This is a genomic window from Fontibacter flavus (assembly GCF_042432905.1).
Classification (GTDB): Bacteria; Bacteroidota; Bacteroidia; order Cytophagales; family Cyclobacteriaceae; genus Fontibacter; species Fontibacter flavus.
Genome location: NZ_JBHLWI010000030.1, coordinates 60,147 through 78,734 on the forward strand (window position 1 = coordinate 60,147; position 18,588 = coordinate 78,734).

Sequence of the window (18,588 nt, forward strand, 5' to 3'; positions counted from 1 at the left end):
TTTGGCGAGGTAGCTCAGTTGGTTAGAGCGCAGGATTCATAACCCTGAGGTCAGGGGTTCAACTCCCCTCCTCGCTACTCACAAGCCCCTCTTTTGGGGCTTTTTTTATTTAACTCTTTAATCTATGTACTGCGTTTACGTTCTCTATTCTTTTTCCGCAAACAGACTCTACACTGGTATGACCACTGACCTTATCACAAGGTTCAATTTCCATAATTCCAAATCTACAAAAGGCTTTACCCTCAGATTCAGACCTTGGTATTGTATACATACCGAGTTCTTTGACTCAAAGAAGGATGCACTACTAAGAGAAAAGGAACTCAAATCAGGAAAAGGAAGGGAATGGATAAAACACCAAATTCTTCCTAAATTCCTTTAGCGCTGGATTCATATCCGCCGCGGCGGACAGGGTCCCGATAGCTATCGGGATCCCCTCCTCGCTACTCACAAGCCCCTCTTTTGGGGCTTTTTTATTTAACTCTTTAACCTCTATGTTCTGCGTCTACGTTCTCTATTCTTTTTCCGCAAACAGACTCTATACAGGTATGACCACTGACCTTATCACAAGGTTTAATTTCCACAATTCCAAATCTTCAAAAGGCTTTACAACCAGATTCAGACCCTCAAACTGGATTCAATAACCTTTCAACAAAAACTCATGACATCAACTGAAGAGTTTTATTATTAAGGAAAATGTAAAACCTGAAAATGCTGTCAATTTGCATGTTTTACCTTGGGTAATCCGTTCTTTTGTAATATAGTAAAATTTGAGAAATAGACACTAACCGGATAAAAAATTGGGCATAAAAAAAGCCCTGAATATTCAGGGCTAATTTAAAGTAAGGTTGTGCCTTTCTTACTTTACTTTTTCAACTACAGCTTTGAATGCCTCGGGATGATTCATCGCCAAATCAGCAAGAACTTTTCTGTTCAATTCGATATCAGCTTTCTTCAACATTCCCATAAATTGTGAATAAGAGATGCCATATTGTCTGGCACCCGCGTTGATACGCTGGATCCATAGGGCTCTGAATTCTCTTTTCTTAGCCTTTCTGTCTCTGTACGCGTACTGTAAACCTTTTTCATACTTGTTTTTGGCTACCGTCCAAACGTTTTTACCTCTTCCGAAGTAGCCTCTTGTTGCTTTTAGGATTTTTTTTCTTCTTGCTCTAGAAGCAACTGCATTTACTGATCTTGGCATAGTTTTAAATTTTTTGACTCTAGGTGCCTCTCGGACTTAATGAACCTCAGCGTCTGGTGAATAAATTAACCTTATTAATTTGTTTGAAAGAATAAGAATCAGATTATCCGATTCTCAACATTGCTTTTACTCTTCCTTCATCTGACTCATGAACCATTCCCATTTGAGTTAGATTTCTCTTTCTCTTGGTAGATTTTTTGGTCAGGATGTGGCTTTTGTAAGCATGCTTCCTTCTGATTTTTCCGGTTCCAGTCAACTTGAACCTTTTTTTCGCACTTGATTTTGTTTTTACTTTAGGCATAACTGTATTTGTTTGTTGAAAATTATTTCTTAGCTGATTTAGGAGCTAGAAAAAGGAACATTCTCTTTCCTTCTAACTTAGGCAACTGCTCTACCTGAGCATAATCCTCCAACTCCTGCGCAAACCTCAATAACAACATCTCTCCTCTTTCCTTAAACACAATTGACCTTCCGACAAAATGGACATAAGCTTTAACCTTCGCCCCTTCCTTTAAGAAGTTAATCGCATGCTTCAACTTGAAGTTGAAATCATGGTCATCTGTATTTGGACCAAACCTAATTTCTTTCAAAACAGTCTTGGAAGCATTGGCTTTAATTTCCTTCTGCTTTTTCTTCTGCTCGTACTTAAATTTGGCATAATCAATCACCTTACAAACAGGTGGATTGGCATTGGGAGAAATTTCTACGAGATCAAGTTCATTTTCCTCAGCGAGTTTTAGTGCCGCAGATAGTGATAGAACAGCATTTCCTCCTTCAACGAAATCTCCTACTATCCTTACTTCTCTTGCCCTAATTTTTTCATTCACCTTATAGGGTTCTTCTTGTCTCTGTCTGAACGGTGTTTTTCCTTTCAAAATTAATATGGTTGTTTTAATGAAATTGCGTGCAAATATCGGAATAATTTTGAGATTTAAAAAATCTCCTACTTTATACCTTAATAATTTAATTTTTTAATGAACCCTCAATGATTCCTTTGAAATGAGTCACAAACTCCTCAGGAGTCAATGAACCAAAATCACCTTCTCCATGCTTCCTTACGGATACTTTTCCTTCAGCCTGTTCCTTTTCACCCACAATCAACATAAATGGAACCTTCTTGACTTCAGCATCACGGATTTTTCTGCCAATTTTTTCATCCCTATTGTCGATGGCACCTACAATATCATGCTCTTCCAATAAGGTCTTGATTTCTTCAGCATACTCGATGTATTTTTCTGAAATAGGAAGGATGGTTACCTGGTCTGGAGACAACCATAATGGGAAGTTACCGGCGCAATGCTCTATCAGAACTGCCACAAATCTCTCCAAGGACCCAAATGGTGCCCTGTGAATCATGACAGGACGGTGCTTCTGGTTATCAGATCCTATATATTCCAATTGAAAACGCTCAGGCAGGTTATAATCCACCTGTATGGTTCCCAATTGCCACTTTCTTCCTAAGGCGTCCTTCACCATAAAGTCCAGCTTTGGACCATAAAAAGCTGCTTCTCCCAATTCTGTCACAGTCTGAAGTCCTCTTTCAGCAGCTGCTTCAATAATGGCAGATTCGGCTTTGTTCCAGCCTTCATCAGATCCAATGTACTTTTCTTTATTTTCCGGATCTCTTAAAGAAACTTGAGCGGTATAATCATCAAAACCCAATGCCTTAAATACATACAATACCAAGTCTATTACCTTGATAAATTCTTCCTTGACCTGATCCGGTCTGCAGAAAATATGGGCGTCATCCTGGGTGAACCCCCTCACCCTGGTCAGGCCATGGAGTTCCCCACTTTGCTCATATCTATATACAGTTCCGAATTCAGCATAGCGAATCGGTAAGTCTTTGTAGGATCTTGGTTTATGTTTATATATCTCACAGTGATGAGGGCAGTTCATCGGCTTTAGCAAAAACTCTTCACCTTCATTTGGAGTAGCTATTGGCTGGAAAGAATCTTTGCCATACTTCTCATAGTGCCCTGAAGTCTCATACAATGCCTTATGCCCAATATGTGGAGTGACTACCTGCTGATACCCGGATTTATCCTGGGCACGCTTCATGAAATTCACCAATCGTTCCCGTAAAAGTGTACCTTTTGGCAACCATAACGGTAAACCCATACCTACTTTTTCAGAAAACGTAAACAGTTCTAATTCCCTACCCAGTTTTCTATGATCACGTTTTTTCGCCTCCTCCAACATATGCAGGTATTCCTGTAATTCTTTCGCCTTTGGAAAAGTGATGCCATAGATTCGGGTAAGCATTTTATTTTTCTCATCCCCTCTCCAATAAGCACCTGCAATGTTCAATAACTTCGCTGCTTTTATAAATCCAGTATTTGGTATATGCGGTCCACGGCAAAGGTCAACGAAATTTCCCTGCTCATAAAATGTGATGGTACCGTCCTCCAATCCATCCAAAAGGTCTAACTTATATTCATCACCTTTCTCCTTGAAGTAGGCAACAGCATCTTTTTTGGAAACATCTTTGCGGATGTAGTCATTTTTTTGCTTGGCCAATTCCATCATTTTGGCCTCTATCTTCTCAAGCTCGGCACCATCCAAAGATTTGTCACCAAAATCCACATCATAATAAAAGCCGTTTTCAATTGGAGGCCCGATCCCGAATTTGATTCCTGGATAAAGCTCTTCCAATGCTTCAGCCATTAAGTGTGCTGAAGAATGCCAAAAAGTGTTTTTGCCTTCTGCATCATTCCATGTCAATAATTGAACTGTTGAATCTTGCTGAATTGCTCTACTGGAATCCCAAACTTCTCCGTTAACTTTTGCGGCAAGTACGTTTCTGGCCAAACCCTCGCTGATACTAAGTGCAATCTGTAGCCCTGAAACTCCTTTTTCATACTCCCTAACGGAACCGTCAGGAAGGGTAATCTTGATTTGTTGGTTAGACATTTAAAATTTTAAATAAATGAAACATGACATCTATACAAACAGATGCTTTTAATTAATTGCAAATATGCAAATTCATAGTCGCTTTCGAAAGATTTAGCAAAAATTGACACTTAATTTTTAATATTTTGAAATTATCAAAATGCATTCAGATGAATTTTATCATACAACCTTATCTTTGTTGAAAGCTTTTCAAATATGCTAAACGACGTCATCATCATAGGAGGAGGAATTGTTGGCCTCGCCACTGGTCTTAAGATCAAACAGCAAAAACCTGATTTAAAAGTCATTGTTCTTGAAAAAGAATCAGAAGTAGCCAAGCATCAGACAGGAAATAACAGTGGGGTTATCCATTCCGGATTGTATTACAAACCAGGTTCTTTAAAAGCAACCAACTGTATCAATGGTTACCACGAATTGATCAGATTCTGCGAGGAGGAAAATATACCTTTTGAACTAACCGGAAAGGTTGTGGTAGCCACCAAAAAAGAACAAATACCAATACTAAATGGATTGCTTGAACGTGGTCTCCAAAATGGTTTGACAGGAACCCGACATATTACATTGGACGAACTTAAGGAATATGAACCTTACTGTGCGGGAGTAGCAGCTTTCCATGTACCCCAAACAGGAATAGTGGATTATAAGGTTGTAGCTCAAACTTATGCCAAGAAATTCGAGTCATTAGGAGGTGAAATCTTTTTAAACAATAAGGTTGAAAAAATCAAAAACCTTAATGGGATTTCTTATGTCCAAACAGCATACCATGAATTTTCCGCTAAACTTGTAATCAACTGTGCCGGCCTTTATTCTGATAAAGTAGCCCAAATGAATCAGGATGAGGAAATAGATGTGAGAATTATTCCTTTTAGAGGTGAATATTACAAGCTTAAAAAAGAAAGGGAATACCTGGTCAAGAACCTGATATACCCTGTTCCGGATCCTAATTTTCCATTCTTAGGGGTACATTTTACGAGAATGATGAAAGGTGGTGTAGAAGCCGGTCCAAATGCTGTATTAGCTTTCAAAAGAGAAGGGTACAAACGCTCCCAGGTAAATTTGGCAGAATTAAGCGAAACCCTTGCGTGGCCAGGTTTTCAAAAAGTGGCATCAAAGTACTGGAAAACCGGAATGGGTGAATTGTACCGTTCCTTTTCAAAAACCGCCTTTACCAAAGCCCTTCAGGAATTGATACCTGATATCAAAGAAGACGACTTAGTTGATGGTGGTGCCGGAGTTAGGGCTCAAGCCTGCGACCGAACAGGTGGTCTTTTGGACGATTTCAGCATTAGAGAAAATGAATATACCATTAATGTTTTAAATGCGCCATCTCCCGCTGCAACAAGCTCTTTGGCAATCGGGGGTACTGTGAGCCAACTGGCAATCAAACGATTTGAAGCTTAAATGCAATTATTTGGTTCCCAGGAATATCACCGTTCTTGGGAATCTAAATATTTTTTGAAAGGCTTTTTTATATTTTTCCGCTTTGTAAAGATCAATTGTTTGATTTTTGCAATTATCTCTTTGAAAATCATTGAATAATGGTGGTTATTTTATGCAATTTTGCATTTGAAAACCTAATCCCCATGCGCATTCAATCACCTTTTGAACTTAACCTTCAAAACTTAATATTAATTTCAAGAAATTGGGTTTTGATTAAAGCCCTGATGATGTTATTCTTATTGGTCTCATTGTCTTTAGCTAATGCTAATGCACAAGACAATCAGAATAATATGAATCACTTTAGGGGCAATATCAGTGTCACCAACAATGGTCTTTCTCTGATTCCGGCCTTTTCGCTCAACAGACCCGCCGCTATTTTCGAGCTCTCTCTTGGAGGTGAGCGCTTAAGTTTTGATCCGGAAATGCGCTTTGCTTTGGATGGAAAACCATGGTCATTCATTTTCTGGTGGCGGTATAAAATCATCAAGTCAGAAAAGTTCAGGCTACATGTAGGAGCTCATCCGGCATTTATTTTTGAGAATAAAATGGTGGATGATGGCTCTGGCACAATGGTCAGCAGCATGGAAGCCAAGCGGTTTTTTGCAGGTGAAATTTCCCCTAGGTATTCGATTAACGACAAGACAACTATTACCTTCTTATATTTGGCGGGTAGAAGTTTAGGCAAAGTCCCATATGCCCTCAACCAATTTGTAGCGCTCGGCACTCAATTTACCAAAATACCGCTCTCACAAAAGTACTTCTTCAATGCAAGTCCACAGGTTTTTTATCTGAAAATGAATGAAAAAGACGGGTATTTTGCCAGTTCTTCATTTGTTATTGGAAAAAAAGATCTACCGGTTTCTCTAGGATCCACTATCAGCCGAAAAATAGTCTCTGAAATTGATGTGAATGACTGGATCTGGAATATAAGTTTGGTTTATTCCTTCAATAATGAGTTTGTAAAGAGATCGAATCTTTTGCTTTAAAATATATTAGTTGATATTGGATATTGGGTTGATATTGTTTAAAACAAGTTGGAAAATATGCTTAGTGAAATAGGGTTGAAAGAAATGGAAAAAAGTAGAAATACTTAAGCAAATAGATATTTGTGTATCTTAATGGATATTAGAAATGGATATTTTGTACTGCCAAAGACATTTAAAAATGCCCAGATCGACAAATATCACGAAGCAAATATCAATTTAATATCGCGAAGCTAATATCCATTCCATATCCCATAGTAAGTATCATTAGAATCATGGACAAACCTGAAAGTTTAGAAGAGTTTTATAAAAGAAAGTTCAGCTGGTTACCTGAAAACATCCGGAATGACATCGGTCACTTCAATATATTTGACTTAGAAGCCTATTCCCAAGGTAAACAGAGCACGATTCCTTACCGAAGAAGGGATTTTTATAAAGTTATGCTGGTCAAAGGTCATGGTACCGTGTATTATGCCGATCAGGTAGTCGATGTGAAAAAGCAAGCACTAGCCTTTTCCAATCCCCTGATCCCGTACAAATGGGAGCACCACGAAGCATTAAAAGGCCAATACTGTATCTTCAACCAGCATTTTATGCACAATTTTGGCAACATCAGCCAATATGAAATCTTCCAACCATCAGGTAATCACATCTTTGAACTGACAGACGAGCAGGTACTGGAAGTGGAGACCATGTTTGCCAAATTAGAAAAAGATTTTAATTCTGACTATAAATACAAATATGACAGCATTCGCAGCCAAATCCTGGAATTGATCCATTATGGGATGAAACAACAGCCAAATATCCTTACGGACAAACAACCTTTCAACGCTTCGCATAGGATTTCAGCCATGTTTACGGAACTCTTGGAGAGACAGTTCCCCATTGAGGACAGCCATCCCCAATTGGAAATCCGCTCTGCTTCTGATTTTGCCGAGCATCTCAATGTACATGTCAACCACCTCAACAGGGCTGTCAAAGAAACCACCGGAAAGACTACTACTCAGGTAATCGCCGAGCGGGTGATTCAGGAAGCCAAAGTTCTGCTCAAACATAGTAAATGGAATGTGGGAGAAATTGCCTTTGCTCTTGGATTTACCGAAGTCCCGCACTTCAACAATTTCTTTAAAAAGCATGTGGGAACTAGCCCCTTGAAGTTTAGGGAAGGATAGTCTTAAAAATGTGTTAAAAATAAAGATACTGTAAAGAGTAAAAAAAGTTACCTAGAAACACTTTATTAGATGTGTTTCAATTTTTTTTAAAAACGACAACTTTTGATGAACAGAGATGTGATAAGTCATTTACTCATAGTTAGGTTGTTAATTCATTAATGCTCTTAAGATTATTGGGCTAATTTAGATTTGTTTCATTATATTTATAAGAGACTGTCCTACTCCAAAATGGCTGCACATGAAATAGAAATCATCCTCAACCGACAATTGGCAGACTGCCTTTCCATACCTGTTTTTATCACGGATATTGTTGGGAACCTTATTTTCTACAACGAACCGGCTGAAAACATCCTGGGGACTTCCTTTCAGGACACCGGTGAAATGAAAGTTGAAGAGTGGTCTACGGTATTCAAACCTTTGGATGAAAATGGCAATCCATTACCTCCAGAGGGTCTCCCCTTGGTCAAAACATTGGAAAGTCAACGGCCTCATCACAGGGTGTTTTGGATAGAGAGTTTGAAGGGTAATCCTGAAAAAATATCCGTCACTTCCTATCCTATTATTGGTAGGGCGGGCAGGTTTCTGGGAGCTGTAGCCATCTTTTGGGATTCAAAGGAATCATGAAAGTTTCAATCAAAGGTGTAAGAGGATCCATCCCCACAACAGATCCCAAAACTCTGTTTTATGGGGGAAACACCTCTTGTGTAACAGTAGAGGAAGATGGTGGTTTTTTAATACTGGATGGAGGAACAGGGATTCAAAAAGTAACCATATCAGAAGGGAAAACCAACCGAATTGACATTTTACTCACCCACTTACACTTGGACCATATTCAGGGATTAGGGTTCTTCAAGCATTTATTTGATCCTGAAATGGAGGTTCATATATATGCACCAGCAAGCGCTTCACTGAGTTTACAAAAAAGGTTGAGCAGGTACCTCTCCCCTCCTTTGTTCCCGGTACTCATCAGGGATCTGCCCTGTAAATTGACATTGCATGAAATCTCTGATGAAGTATTCTCTATTGGTTCTTTTAAAATCAGTTCTCAATATATCATCCATACAGGCCCGACTTTAGGTTATCGCGTCGAAGGAAAAAAAGGGATTCTTGCTTATCTTCCTGATCATGAACCTGCCTTAGGTCCATCTGGAATGATTCAGGATGAAAAATGGATATCAGGATTTGATTTGATCAAAGGAGCAGATCTTTTGTTGCATGACGCCCAATACACTGCTGAAGAATATAAGAAAAAGATAGGCTGGGGACACTGCAGCATGGAAGATGCCATACATCTGTCAGGAATGGGAAATGTAAAAAAGCTTTTGCTTACCCATCATGATCCTTCAAGAACAGATGAAGAATTACATGAAATTTACGCCAAACTTCAAACTGAGTATTCTGGAATTGTAGATTTTGAGTTTGCAATTGAAGGAACCGAAATTGACTTAGATGAATTTAAAAATTGATCAAAGCCAATAAAACAAGAATTTAGGAAATGAAAAATCAAGCATCTAATAACACTACTTTCGAAAAACTCCCTTCAGCTACCCCTGTCAACCTCACTGAATCCCAATATACCTCCATCAATGAACAGGTAGCCAAAACCATCTTTCAGATCACCCAACTCAACCAATCCGGTGATCTTGATAAAATCAGAGCGATCTTAAGTGAAGTGCTGGCTGAGCCCTTGGTTGCATCTACTACCGTCTTCCCTCCTTTCTACACCAATTTTGGGAAGTTTACCCGTGTTGGAAAGAATGTCTTTATCAACCATGACTGTTCCTTTTTGGATTTGGGTGGGATTATTATTGAAGATGAGGTGATGATAGGCCCTCAGGTGAAAATCACAAGCGAAAACCATCCCTTGGATCCCAAGATCAGAAGGCAATTGATTTTGGGGCAGGTTCATATCAAGCGCAATGCCTGGATTGGAGCCGGAGCCACCATCCTTCCTGGCGTAACGGTGGGTGAAAATGCCATCGTCGCAGCAGGGGCGGTAGTCAATAAAGATGTGCCCGACAATGCGATTGTGGGTGGTATTCCGGCGAAGGTTATCAAGATGATTGGAGGGTGATTAAAAGTAAAAATAGTTTGGCCCTTTTAGGGTCGGGAGGGGGTTTAAATTATTGGTTCCATGAGTTTCACCCATAGCTCCACTACTGCGTACACGGTATTGAGAAGTTTGACCCCTTTGGCGTCTGTAAATCCTTAGAATTTATTGTGATTTTGAAATCAATTTATGAACTGACCACGGAGTGGTCTAACTTTTCATTAGCCTCCCGTAAAACCGGTATTTGTATATTTGCATTTCTTGGACATCCCGACCTTGAAAGGGTCGAGCTTTTCAAACCTTGAAACCTACTTTCTCCCTTTCCCTCATCCTTTTTAATACCAGTTCCTTCAATTCCTGCTTAGAAATCCTAAACTGGCTCAGGTTCATGGCCGCCAATCTGATGCTTTCTTCAAAATCTTTTTTGGCCTGGATGATTTTGGAATCGACCCCATTTGATTTTACCAATTCCTTATTTGATTTCCGTAAGAAAACCAGTTTAATAATCGGTAATTTTGGTTTACCAAAATTAAAATCATTTTAAGTTCTAAATCAATTAACACACTTATGAAATCATTCCTTCTGACCATCCTTTTCTTCATTTACCTGGCTTTTCCAAATCATGCTCAAACCCATCCCAAGAGCGATACTGAAAAAGAAGTTGTTCAACTCTCCATGGACAAATGGCAATGGATGGCAGACAAGGATATTTCTAAGCTTACTCCCCTATTCCACCCACGGGCAAAGTTTGTCCATATGAGCGGAACATGGACCACAGCTCGGGAACTTGAAATCATCGAAACCGGAAGCATTTGGTACAAAAAAGCCACCGTGCATGACACAGCAGTAGAGCTTGTGGGAAATACCGCCATTGTCTGGAACCGGATCACCCTCGAATCAGTCGTCCGAGGAAATGATGCCAAAGTAGAATTTACAGTGACTGAGGTTTATCAAAAAGAGAGCTCGGTTTGGAAAATGCTGGCCATGACTTTTAGCAGTGTAAGAGATATGCATCAGATAGAGAAGTAATAAAACCTGCCAGGTTTTCTCTTGAAGAAAACAAATCCCTAAAAAACCATCAATCAAAGTTGCCTTGACAGAAGAGCCATTCCTTGGTAAATTGAGTAGATAATCTATTAAAAAACAACATGACCATATCCAAAACTACCCTTAACCGCCGTTCATTTTTGAAAGTTTCTGCCCTCGCCGGAGGTGGAATGATGCTAAGTTTTGGCTGGCTGGCTGGCTGCAAACCTCAGGGAAAGGACGAGGCACTTGGTATGCCCAAGGATTGGTACAGGGTAAACGGATTTATTAAAATTGGAGAAAACGGATTGGTCACTATTATGTCTCCCAATCCCGAAGGAGGGCAAAATATCAAAACCGGTATGCCTTTGATCGTTGCGGAAGAGTTGGATGCCGACTGGGATAAAGTGGTGGTAGAGCAAGCACCATTGGATACTGACAATTTTATCAGGCAATTTATCGGGGGCAGTCAGGCCATCCGAATTGGTTGGAAACCCCTTCGTACCGCAGGAGCCACTGCCCGACAAATGTTAGTCAACGCCGCTGCCCAAACCTGGCAGGTTGATGCTTCAGAAATTAGCACTGAACCTGGATTTTTGGTCCACAAAGCAAGCGGTAAAAAAGCCCATTTTGGAGAAATGGCTTCTTTGGCAGCTACTTTGCTTGTTCCGGAAGATGTTTCTTTGAAGGAAATTTCCGAATTCAGGCTGATAGGCAAATCCCATAAAAATGTAGATGCCAAAAATATCGTCACAGGAAAACCGCTTTTTGGGGTCGACTACAAAAAGCCCGGCATGTTGATCGCCATGATCGTGCATCCTCCTGCACATGGTTTGAGATTGAAATCTTTTGATGATTCCCTGGCTCGATCATTACCAGGGATCAAGGATATTTTCCCAATCAAATCCCATCAGGACGATTACGAACGGACCTTTTTTGACACCACGAGCTTCACCGACCTGGTAGCTATCGTGGGGAATACCACCTGGGAAGTGATGCAGGCCAAAAAGGCACTGAAGGTAGAATGGGAGGAGTTTTCCACTTATCAGGAAAAAAGGGACTGGAACGGTAGAAAAGAATTGAGGACCATACCGGGAGGACTGGAAGACGAACAGGAACAGCTCCAAAAAATGAATGTTGCAGCTAAAAGTGCAAGAACCGTCAGAAAAGACGGTAATCCCGACGCTGCCTTTCGTAAAGCTGCTAAAGTAATCGAAAAGACCTACAATGGGCCATTTCTGGCACACAACTGCATGGAACCAATGAATTTCTTTGCCCATGTGGATGGCAATCAGGTGCATTGTGCCGGACCGCTACAGAAACCGGAACTCACTGAACAGGCACTTTCCTCCAGATTGGGGATTCCTATTGAAAATATCCATATCGACATGACCAGATTGGGCGGTGGCTATGGGCGTAGGTCTTATGCGCATTGGTTGATTGAGGCTGCAGTGATTTCCCAAAAAGTCAATGCACCGATCAAATTGATCTATTCTAGAGAAGACGATATGACCGGTGGAATCTACCGTCCCATGTACCAAGCTACTTACCGAGCTGCTTTGGACAAGGACAATAACCTGATCGGATTCCATGTGAATGCTGGGGGCCTGGTAGAGCCTCCTTCATATCCAGACCGCTTCCCCGCCGGAGCTATAGAAAACTACCTGGCAGAAGAATGGACCGTGGCATCCAACATCACGGTGGGTTCATTTAGGGCTCCTAGGTCGAACTTTATTGCTGCTGCCGAACAATCCTTTTTGGATGAAATAGCAGAAGCCATGGGAAAAGATCCTATAGACTTTCGATTGGAGCTATTGCAAAGAGCCAAACAGAATCCTGTGGGAGAAAACAATGATTATGATCCAGATCGCTATGCAGGTGTGCTGGAACTGGTAAAAGAAAAATCAAACTGGGGACAGGTTCCAACAGGTATTTCACGAGGTGTTTCTGCCTATTTCTGCCATAATAGTTATGCTGCCCAGGTTCTTGATCTGAAAATGATGAACGGACAAGTGCAGGTAGAAAAAGTAGTTCAGGCATTGGATTGTGGTCTGATCATCAACCCTGATGCAGCAAGGAATCTTTGTGAAGGGGCCGTCGTGGATGCCATTGGTACGGCCATGTTCGGGGAATTAAAATTCAACCAAGGAGTAACGGACAAAAGCAATTTTGACAAATACCGAATGATCCGTATGCGGGAAGCTCCAAAAGTAATCGAAACCTATTTTGTGGAAAATCAGATAGATCCCACAGGCTTGGGTGAACCAGGTTATCCACCGGTTTTCGCGGCATTGGCCAATGCGCTTTATCGAGCGACTGGAAAGCGGTTTTATGATCAGCCTTTCGTTCACCAGCTTTTGAATTAGCTTTTGTAAACGCTGTTCTAGATATGTGATCTTGAACCTTAAATGAAAAGGATTATTAATCCTAATCAATCGGGGATTGCAAATCCTTTTAATCTGTCCTCGTGATAGGAAATTTCGAGGAGCCTGAAACGCTATCTTCATAAAAATGTTCTGAGTTGTAATACGGTGACTCCTTTCAAAAGCTACGCAGGGTATGGGGTAGGAAATGGTTTTCGCCAAGTCGAGGAACGCTGCCCCAATAGTCAATTCCTTCAAGGATTTTTCACATCGGGAGGAATAGAACGGGATGGGATATATTTTGTGATTGAGGAAGAAAAGCTAGTGGATGTACAGAGGTAGTTAGAGAAATAGATAAAGGAAAATAGAAGATCATTAAAAACTCTTGCCAAAGCTTACGCCCGCAAAAACTGGAATAAATTCCCAATCCTCCCTACTTCCAATAGGTCCGAAAAAATAAGGAGTATAGCCAATCCTAAAAAAGAATCCACCTTCGGGTTTTTGGTATCTATATCCGATTCTTAGAGGGATACCGGTATCAAACACTACTTTATCTTTAAAATCCAATGTCTCTGAATCCAAAAGAGAGACAGCGTCTAAATAGGGAATAACCCCAAATCCCATTTCCAAATGATGGTTTGATTTGCCATAAAGGGCTGTCAGTTCTAAAGGAATTGCGGGAAGCCAATATGCCTTTGAATTTGTTGTTTCTCTTATCAATATTGAAAATCCCGCACTGGCATTCAGCTTAAGCTTTCCTTTTTGATGGAAAATTTTGCTGTAGTTAAATGCATAAACTCCAGAACTACCGCCTACCTCCAGATAAACGGCTTTTTTGGCTGTGAAAGGCACTGCTTTAGATTGGGCCATTGCATCGAAGGGTAACAAAGTAGCGAAGACTAAGACTAGCACATATGGTAATATTGAGAAGTTTTTCATGATTTCATGAATAAATTTTTTCATTTTTTTGATTTAAACACCAAATCAATTTTTAACAATGATTTGTTTTCTAACTACCTGATCACCTGCATATATATGCAGGAAATAAGTACCAGTTTGTAAACCTCTCGTATCTACAAATACCTTATTTTCTTTGGACACGCCAGTCCTTACCAGTTTTTCAGTTCGATCAAAAACATTTACTTTGAAAACTAAGGTCCTTGGCTTGCTTACCTTATGCTGAGGTTCCCCATCTAGCCGTTCCAATGCTCTGTTGTCGTTAACATCATACTCCACAAATAATTCTCCATCGGAAGGATTGGGATATATGATAAAATCCCCCGAGGAATACATGTAACTACAAGGCATAACTGTAATTCCTGTCAAATGAGTGGCACCACATCCATTGTTGACAGATACTCGAACTGGACCATAAGTATTATTTGATGAAGGAAGGAAAAATGTTATGGTATTATTCGATGTATTCTGAACGGACCATCCAGATGGGTAAGTCCAATTGTAGGTGTATCCACTTTGGTGTCCGGTAGGAACATTGGCTGTGTAGGTATACGAATTCCCATTACAAACCATACCAGAGCCTGATACAGATACCTGTGTTTGATTGAATGGACCTATCTGAACTGAAAAATTTCTTTTTTGACTATACCAAAAATCACTTGAGCTAGGTTTTGGAATCATACCTTGAACAGAAATTATGTAACTTCCCGAGGGAGTTCCAGCGGGAGCAACTATATTAACTGTTTCATTATGCTCAACTATATTGCCACCTCCATTGATAGACCAGCCTTCCGGCGCTTCCCATCGGTAGGGGTAATGATAATAACAATTTCCCCCGACAGGAAAAATAACATTTAAGGTGGGACTTGAGGTATAGGAATAGGACTGTCCAGAGTTACACATTGCCGGGCCTGAGATTGGGCTTGGAATAGGGACTCGTGAAGTTGTCGAAACAATTTTTTCTCCTGAATCAAAAAAAATTCCGCATCCATTGGCTACAACCTTGATTTGATAAAGCCCAACATCGGGAAAAGTATATGTGAAATTCACACCAGTTCCCTGACCAACGACTTCATTTCCCTCAAAAACTTGCCAATGTATGCTACAGGAAAAAATTTCAACTCCAAACGTCTCTTCGAATGTTCTCGCTGAATAAGTCACTGATTTACTTGGACAAACAAAAGTGGAAGTTCCCTCGATAACTACATTTACTGCCTGTGCTCTATGAGAAAAAAAGCTTGAGACGACAAGGATGAAAATAAGTACGAATTTTGGTCGTGTGCAGAAGTTGACCAGAAATACCACACCGTGAATCAAGGAAGCGGGGGGGGGAATTGTATTCATACTAGTATAGTAATTTTTTCGGAAATCAACTAGATAAATCTAAGAATACTTTATTCAAATAACAACAACTTTAGGTGAAAAAATAAAATTTTTCACCCACTTTTTATTGTCTTGGTACAGCCTTTCTGAACTGAAAGCCGAGGGAGGTTTAAGCCGATTTGAAGAAATAGATCAATCGAATCATGGAATTTAGAAAGGCATGGGAATTATCCGTCATTTATATTTGCAGTAGATAACTTTGTTAAGTTTGTCGAAAGACCTTTATCAATCAGCTTTCAAATGGATGATTAGGTAAGTGTTGTCAAAATTGTTTCAAGTTCAGCGACATCTGTTTGATTTTCGTAAGCATAGCCAATATATAAACATTAACTTTAAATTTAAAATCAAACTATCATGGCAAAATTCAATCTCAATATCAACGGCAAATCCCAATCAGTTGATGTGGATCCTTCAACTCCGATTCTTTGGGTTTTGAGAGACCATCTTGATCTTGTTGGCACCAAATACGGTTGCGGAGTGGCAGCTTGCGGAGCCTGCACCATACTGATGAACGGAAATGCGATTAGATCTTGTGTGACACCTGTTTCGGCTGCTGAAGGTGCCAAAATCACCACCATTGAAGGTCTTTCCGAAAATGGAGACCATCCGGTACAAAAAGCCTGGATGGAACATGATGTGCCGCAGTGTGGCTATTGCCAGGCAGGTCAGATTATGAGCGCAGTAGCCTTACTGAAGAGCAATCCAAACCCAAGTGATACTGACATAGACAATGCGATGAACGGCAACATCTGCCGTTGCGGCACTTATGTGCGTATCAAAAAAGCCATCAAAACTGCCGCTAAGTCCTAACCCTAAAGCAAACAACCATGAGCATTGTAAAAACAAAATTCGATAGAAGATCCTTTTTGAAGGTATCAGCTTTGGCAGGAGGCGGTATGATGCTGAGCTTTAGCTGGCTGGCTGGATGTAAGCCAAGCCCCAAGGAAGTGGCTTTAGGTTTACCGGATGAGTGGTTTGAACTGAACGCCTTCATCAAAATAGGTGAAAACGGTGCTGTCACGCTTTACAATCCCAACCCTGAATTTGGACAGAATGTTAAGACTTCTATGCCAATGATTTTAGCAGAGGAACTGGATGTGGACTGGAAAAATGTAATGGTGGAACAGGCAGACTTCTACCCTGATAGATTTGGCCGCCAATTCACCGGAGGAAGCCAATCCATCCGTCAAGGCTGGCAGCCATTACGAACGGCAGGTGCTACGGCCAGGGCCATGTTGGTCGCTGCTGCGGCACAGGCTTGGAATGTTCCCGCTGATGAGATTATTACCGAACCAGGCGTATTGGTTCACAAAGCTAGTGGAAAAAAAGCAGGGTACGGAGAATTGGCCTCATTGGCAGCTACTTTGCCTGTTCCAGAAGAAGTGGAATTGAAAGACAAAAAGGACTTCAAAATAATTGGAACATCCAAGAAAAACGTAGAAGTCAATAAAATCATTACAGGAAAACCGCTATTCACCATAGATTACAAAAAAGAAGGCATGTTGGTGGCTATGATTGAACATGCACCCGCCTTCGGGATGCGCTTGAAATCCTTTGATGCGGCTGAGTCAAAATCCATGCCCGGTATCAAGGAAGTATTCAGCTTCAAGGTGCACCAAGATGAGTATGAGCACAACTACTTTGATACCACTACCCATTATGAGATGATTGCCATTGTCGGCAATACCACTTGGGAAGTAATGCAGGCTAAAAAGAAGCTCAAAGCCGAATGGGAGATAGCGCCGGAAAAGTCTATTATGCAATCAGGTTTTGGTGGAAATGCCAGTAAGGTGAAAATCCCCGCAGGTTTGGAGAGTTCAGAGGGACACCGTGCCAGAATGGAAGAGTTCTCCAAAAAACCAGGAAACATCCTGCGAAGAGACGGGGATCCTGAAGGTGCATTTAAAAAAGCTGCCAAGATCCTGGAAAGAACTTATAACGCTCCTTACTTGGCCCATAATTGCATGGAACCAGTTACCTGCTATGCACATGTAACTGCAGATCAGGCAGAACTTTACGGACCAATACAGGCACCGGAAGTGATCAGTAATACCTTATCGGCAAGATTAGGGCTACCTAAAGAGAAAATTCAAATCAACCTGGCCAGAATGGGTGGTGGATTTGGTCAGAGGGCTTATGGCCACCATTTGGTGGAAGCAGCCGTTATCTCCAAAGAAGTGGGTGCCCCCATCAAGATGGTATACACACGGGAAGACGACATGACCTATGGCATCTACCGACCTACCTATACGGCAACTTACAGGGCAGCTTTGGATGAAAACAATAAGCTTCTGGCGCTTCATGTCAAAGCAGGAGGAATTCCTGAGACTCCAATTGCTCCAAACAGATTCCCGGCCGGTGCGCTGGACAATTACCTGGCAGAAGGCTGGGAAATCGAGTCTAATATTACCATTGGGGCTTTCAGGGCACCAAGATCCAACTTTATCGCCAGTGCTGAACAATCCTTCCTGGATGAATTGGCAGAAGAAATGGGCAAGGATCCGATAGACTTCAGGTTGGAACTCCTGGAAAGGGCTATAACCAATCCTGTGGGCAGCAACAACGACTACGATGCGGAGAGGTATGCAGGAGTATTGAAATTGGTGAAAGAAAAATCCAACTGGGGACAAAGCCAACCTGGCATCCATCGGGGTGTATCCGCATATTTCTGTCACAATTCTTATGTGGCAGAAGTTTTGGATCTGAGAATGGAAGGTAACAGGCCGATTGTTGAAAATGTGGTCGCTGCTGTCGATTGTGGCATCGTGGTAAACCCAGATGCGGCGGCTAATATGGGAGAAGGAGCTATTGTCGATGGAATCGGTAATGCCTTCTTTGGAGAACTTTCTTTCAAAGACGGTGTGCCACAGAAGAACAATTTCAATACTTACAGGATGATCAGAATGCCTGAAGCTCCAAAGAACATATATGTACATTTTGTCAAAAATGACATCGATCCTACAGGATTGGGTGAGCCTCTCTTCCCTCCTATTTTTGCTGCTGTTTCCAATGCATTGTATAAGGCTACAGGAAGAAGATTGTACAATCAGCCATTTATGAAGGAATTGGAGTCGGGGATTACGAGGATGTAAGTTTAAAC

Annotated in this window: 19 protein-coding genes and 1 tRNA gene; 13 read left to right on the top strand and 7 right to left on the bottom strand. The window is 41.0% G+C overall.

Features of this window, described 5'->3' with window-relative positions; genetic code table 11:
- Nucleotides 1-3 precede the first annotated feature (3 nt).
- The 3 genes from ACFFIP_RS11360 to ACFFIP_RS11370 all read left to right on the top strand — a co-directional run bounded on the left by ACFFIP_RS11360 (nucleotide 4) and on the right by ACFFIP_RS11370 (nucleotide 641).
- Nucleotides 4-77: transfer RNA gene (locus ACFFIP_RS11360), tRNA-Met, on the top strand.
- Nucleotides 78-124: 47 nt separating this feature from the next.
- Nucleotides 125-379 carry a GIY-YIG nuclease family protein gene (locus ACFFIP_RS11365; RefSeq protein WP_382387768.1) on the top strand — a complete coding sequence of 85 codons (255 nt, stop codon included), beginning with the start codon at nucleotides 125-127 and terminating at the stop codon, nucleotides 377-379.
- 112 nt (nucleotides 380-491) lie between these two features.
- Nucleotides 492-641 carry a GIY-YIG nuclease family protein gene (locus ACFFIP_RS11370; RefSeq protein WP_382387769.1) on the top strand — a complete coding sequence of 50 codons (150 nt, stop codon included), beginning with the start codon at nucleotides 492-494 and terminating at the stop codon, nucleotides 639-641.
- 215 nt (nucleotides 642-856) lie between these two features.
- On the opposite strand, the gene rplT is transcribed toward ACFFIP_RS11370, so the two are convergent.
- The 4 genes from rplT to thrS all read right to left on the bottom strand — a co-directional run bounded on the left by rplT (nucleotide 857) and on the right by thrS (nucleotide 4,114).
- Nucleotides 857-1,201: a 50S ribosomal protein L20 gene (gene rplT / locus ACFFIP_RS11375; protein ID WP_382387770.1), complete on the bottom strand. Its 345-nt coding sequence runs from the start codon at nucleotides 1,199-1,201 to the stop codon at nucleotides 857-859.
- A 103-nt stretch (nucleotides 1,202-1,304) separates the two neighbouring features.
- Complete coding sequence (rpmI, locus tag ACFFIP_RS11380) at nucleotides 1,305-1,502, bottom strand: 50S ribosomal protein L35 (protein WP_009185920.1); 198 nt, start codon at nucleotides 1,500-1,502, stop codon at nucleotides 1,305-1,307.
- 22 nt (nucleotides 1,503-1,524) lie between these two features.
- A complete protein-coding gene (infC, locus tag ACFFIP_RS11385; protein WP_382387771.1) occupies nucleotides 1,525-2,076 on the bottom strand; it encodes a translation initiation factor IF-3 in 552 nt (183 codons plus the stop codon).
- Nucleotides 2,077-2,164: 88 nt separating this feature from the next.
- Nucleotides 2,165-4,114, bottom strand: coding sequence for a threonine--tRNA ligase (gene thrS / locus ACFFIP_RS11390; RefSeq protein ID WP_382387772.1), 1,950 nt, complete (start codon nucleotides 4,112-4,114; stop codon nucleotides 2,165-2,167).
- A gap of 195 nt (nucleotides 4,115-4,309) precedes the next feature.
- Between thrS and lhgD the strand changes: the two genes are divergently transcribed.
- From lhgD to ACFFIP_RS11420, 6 genes are all read left to right on the top strand, one after another.
- Nucleotides 4,310-5,515 (top strand): L-2-hydroxyglutarate dehydrogenase, encoded by a 1,206-nt coding sequence (gene lhgD / locus ACFFIP_RS11395; RefSeq protein WP_382387773.1) that lies wholly within the window; start codon nucleotides 4,310-4,312, stop codon nucleotides 5,513-5,515.
- A 182-nt stretch (nucleotides 5,516-5,697) separates the two neighbouring features.
- On the top strand, nucleotides 5,698-6,540 hold the full coding sequence (locus tag ACFFIP_RS11400) for a hypothetical protein (protein ID WP_382387774.1): 843 nt from the start codon (nucleotides 5,698-5,700) through the stop codon (nucleotides 6,538-6,540).
- A gap of 272 nt (nucleotides 6,541-6,812) precedes the next feature.
- Complete coding sequence (locus tag ACFFIP_RS11405) at nucleotides 6,813-7,709, top strand: helix-turn-helix domain-containing protein (protein ID WP_382387775.1); 897 nt, start codon at nucleotides 6,813-6,815, stop codon at nucleotides 7,707-7,709.
- Nucleotides 7,710-7,937: 228 nt separating this feature from the next.
- Nucleotides 7,938-8,333: a transcriptional regulator gene (locus ACFFIP_RS11410; protein WP_382387776.1), complete on the top strand. Its 396-nt coding sequence runs from the start codon at nucleotides 7,938-7,940 to the stop codon at nucleotides 8,331-8,333.
- Nucleotides 8,330-9,175: an MBL fold metallo-hydrolase gene (locus tag ACFFIP_RS11415; RefSeq protein WP_382387777.1), complete on the top strand. Its 846-nt coding sequence runs from the start codon at nucleotides 8,330-8,332 to the stop codon at nucleotides 9,173-9,175. The genes ACFFIP_RS11410 and ACFFIP_RS11415 overlap by 4 nt, the downstream gene beginning before the upstream one ends.
- Nucleotides 9,176-9,204: 29 nt before the next feature.
- Nucleotides 9,205-9,783, top strand: a complete 579-nt coding sequence (locus tag ACFFIP_RS11420; RefSeq protein WP_382387778.1) for a DapH/DapD/GlmU-related protein — start codon at nucleotides 9,205-9,207, stop codon at nucleotides 9,781-9,783.
- 270 nt (nucleotides 9,784-10,053) lie between these two features.
- Here the strand turns inward: ACFFIP_RS11420 and ACFFIP_RS11425 are convergent, their stop codons facing one another.
- The gene (locus ACFFIP_RS11425) at nucleotides 10,054-10,227 is read right to left on the bottom strand and encodes a hypothetical protein (protein WP_382387779.1); all 174 of its coding nucleotides are present in this window, start codon (nucleotides 10,225-10,227) and stop codon (nucleotides 10,054-10,056) included.
- A gap of 99 nt (nucleotides 10,228-10,326) precedes the next feature.
- On the opposite strand from ACFFIP_RS11425, the gene ACFFIP_RS11430 reads away from it, so the two are divergent.
- A complete protein-coding gene (locus ACFFIP_RS11430) occupies nucleotides 10,327-10,788 on the top strand; it encodes a nuclear transport factor 2 family protein (RefSeq protein ID WP_382387780.1) in 462 nt (153 codons plus the stop codon).
- Nucleotides 10,789-10,907: 119 nt separating this feature from the next.
- A complete protein-coding gene (locus ACFFIP_RS11435; RefSeq protein WP_382387781.1) occupies nucleotides 10,908-13,151 on the top strand; it encodes a xanthine dehydrogenase family protein molybdopterin-binding subunit in 2,244 nt (747 codons plus the stop codon).
- 372 nt (nucleotides 13,152-13,523) lie between these two features.
- On the opposite strand, the gene ACFFIP_RS11440 is transcribed toward ACFFIP_RS11435, so the two are convergent.
- A complete protein-coding gene (locus tag ACFFIP_RS11440; RefSeq protein ID WP_382387782.1) occupies nucleotides 13,524-14,111 on the bottom strand; it encodes a hypothetical protein in 588 nt (195 codons plus the stop codon).
- A 21-nt stretch (nucleotides 14,112-14,132) separates the two neighbouring features.
- Nucleotides 14,133-15,449 carry a PKD-like domain-containing protein gene (locus ACFFIP_RS11445; protein WP_382387783.1) on the bottom strand — a complete coding sequence of 439 codons (1,317 nt, stop codon included), beginning with the start codon at nucleotides 15,447-15,449 and terminating at the stop codon, nucleotides 14,133-14,135.
- Nucleotides 15,450-15,842: 393 nt separating this feature from the next.
- On the opposite strand from ACFFIP_RS11445, the gene ACFFIP_RS11450 reads away from it, so the two are divergent.
- Nucleotides 15,843-16,298, top strand: a complete 456-nt coding sequence (locus ACFFIP_RS11450) for a (2Fe-2S)-binding protein (RefSeq protein ID WP_382387784.1) — start codon at nucleotides 15,843-15,845, stop codon at nucleotides 16,296-16,298.
- A 17-nt stretch (nucleotides 16,299-16,315) separates the two neighbouring features.
- Nucleotides 16,316-18,580 carry a xanthine dehydrogenase family protein molybdopterin-binding subunit gene (locus ACFFIP_RS11455; protein ID WP_382387785.1) on the top strand — a complete coding sequence of 755 codons (2,265 nt, stop codon included), beginning with the start codon at nucleotides 16,316-16,318 and terminating at the stop codon, nucleotides 18,578-18,580.
- Nucleotides 18,581-18,588: the final 8 nt, after the last annotated feature.

Coding starts and splice junctions, on each gene's coding strand:
- rpmI (WP_009185920.1), bottom strand. CDS start 1,502: ATGCCTAAAGTAAAAACAAAATCAAGTGCGAAAAAAAGGTTCAAGTTG.
- ACFFIP_RS11365 (WP_382387768.1), top strand. CDS start 125: ATGTACTGCGTTTACGTTCTCTATTCTTTTTCCGCAAACAGACTCTAC.
- lhgD (WP_382387773.1), top strand. CDS start 4,310: ATGCTAAACGACGTCATCATCATAGGAGGAGGAATTGTTGGCCTCGCC.
- ACFFIP_RS11420 (WP_382387778.1), top strand. CDS start 9,205: ATGAAAAATCAAGCATCTAATAACACTACTTTCGAAAAACTCCCTTCA.
- thrS (WP_382387772.1), bottom strand. CDS start 4,114: ATGTCTAACCAACAAATCAAGATTACCCTTCCTGACGGTTCCGTTAGG.
- ACFFIP_RS11445 (WP_382387783.1), bottom strand. CDS start 15,449: ATGAATACAATTCCCCCCCCCGCTTCCTTGATTCACGGTGTGGTATTT.
- ACFFIP_RS11455 (WP_382387785.1), top strand. CDS start 16,316: ATGAGCATTGTAAAAACAAAATTCGATAGAAGATCCTTTTTGAAGGTA.
- rplT (WP_382387770.1), bottom strand. CDS start 1,201: ATGCCAAGATCAGTAAATGCAGTTGCTTCTAGAGCAAGAAGAAAAAAA.
- ACFFIP_RS11440 (WP_382387782.1), bottom strand. CDS start 14,111: ATGAAAAAATTTATTCATGAAATCATGAAAAACTTCTCAATATTACCA.
- ACFFIP_RS11370 (WP_382387769.1), top strand. CDS start 492: ATGTTCTGCGTCTACGTTCTCTATTCTTTTTCCGCAAACAGACTCTAT.
- ACFFIP_RS11430 (WP_382387780.1), top strand. CDS start 10,327: ATGAAATCATTCCTTCTGACCATCCTTTTCTTCATTTACCTGGCTTTT.
- ACFFIP_RS11410 (WP_382387776.1), top strand. CDS start 7,938: ATGGCTGCACATGAAATAGAAATCATCCTCAACCGACAATTGGCAGAC.
- ACFFIP_RS11405 (WP_382387775.1), top strand. CDS start 6,813: ATGGACAAACCTGAAAGTTTAGAAGAGTTTTATAAAAGAAAGTTCAGC.
- ACFFIP_RS11450 (WP_382387784.1), top strand. CDS start 15,843: ATGGCAAAATTCAATCTCAATATCAACGGCAAATCCCAATCAGTTGAT.
- ACFFIP_RS11435 (WP_382387781.1), top strand. CDS start 10,908: ATGACCATATCCAAAACTACCCTTAACCGCCGTTCATTTTTGAAAGTT.
- ACFFIP_RS11415 (WP_382387777.1), top strand. CDS start 8,330: ATGAAAGTTTCAATCAAAGGTGTAAGAGGATCCATCCCCACAACAGAT.
- ACFFIP_RS11400 (WP_382387774.1), top strand. CDS start 5,698: ATGCGCATTCAATCACCTTTTGAACTTAACCTTCAAAACTTAATATTA.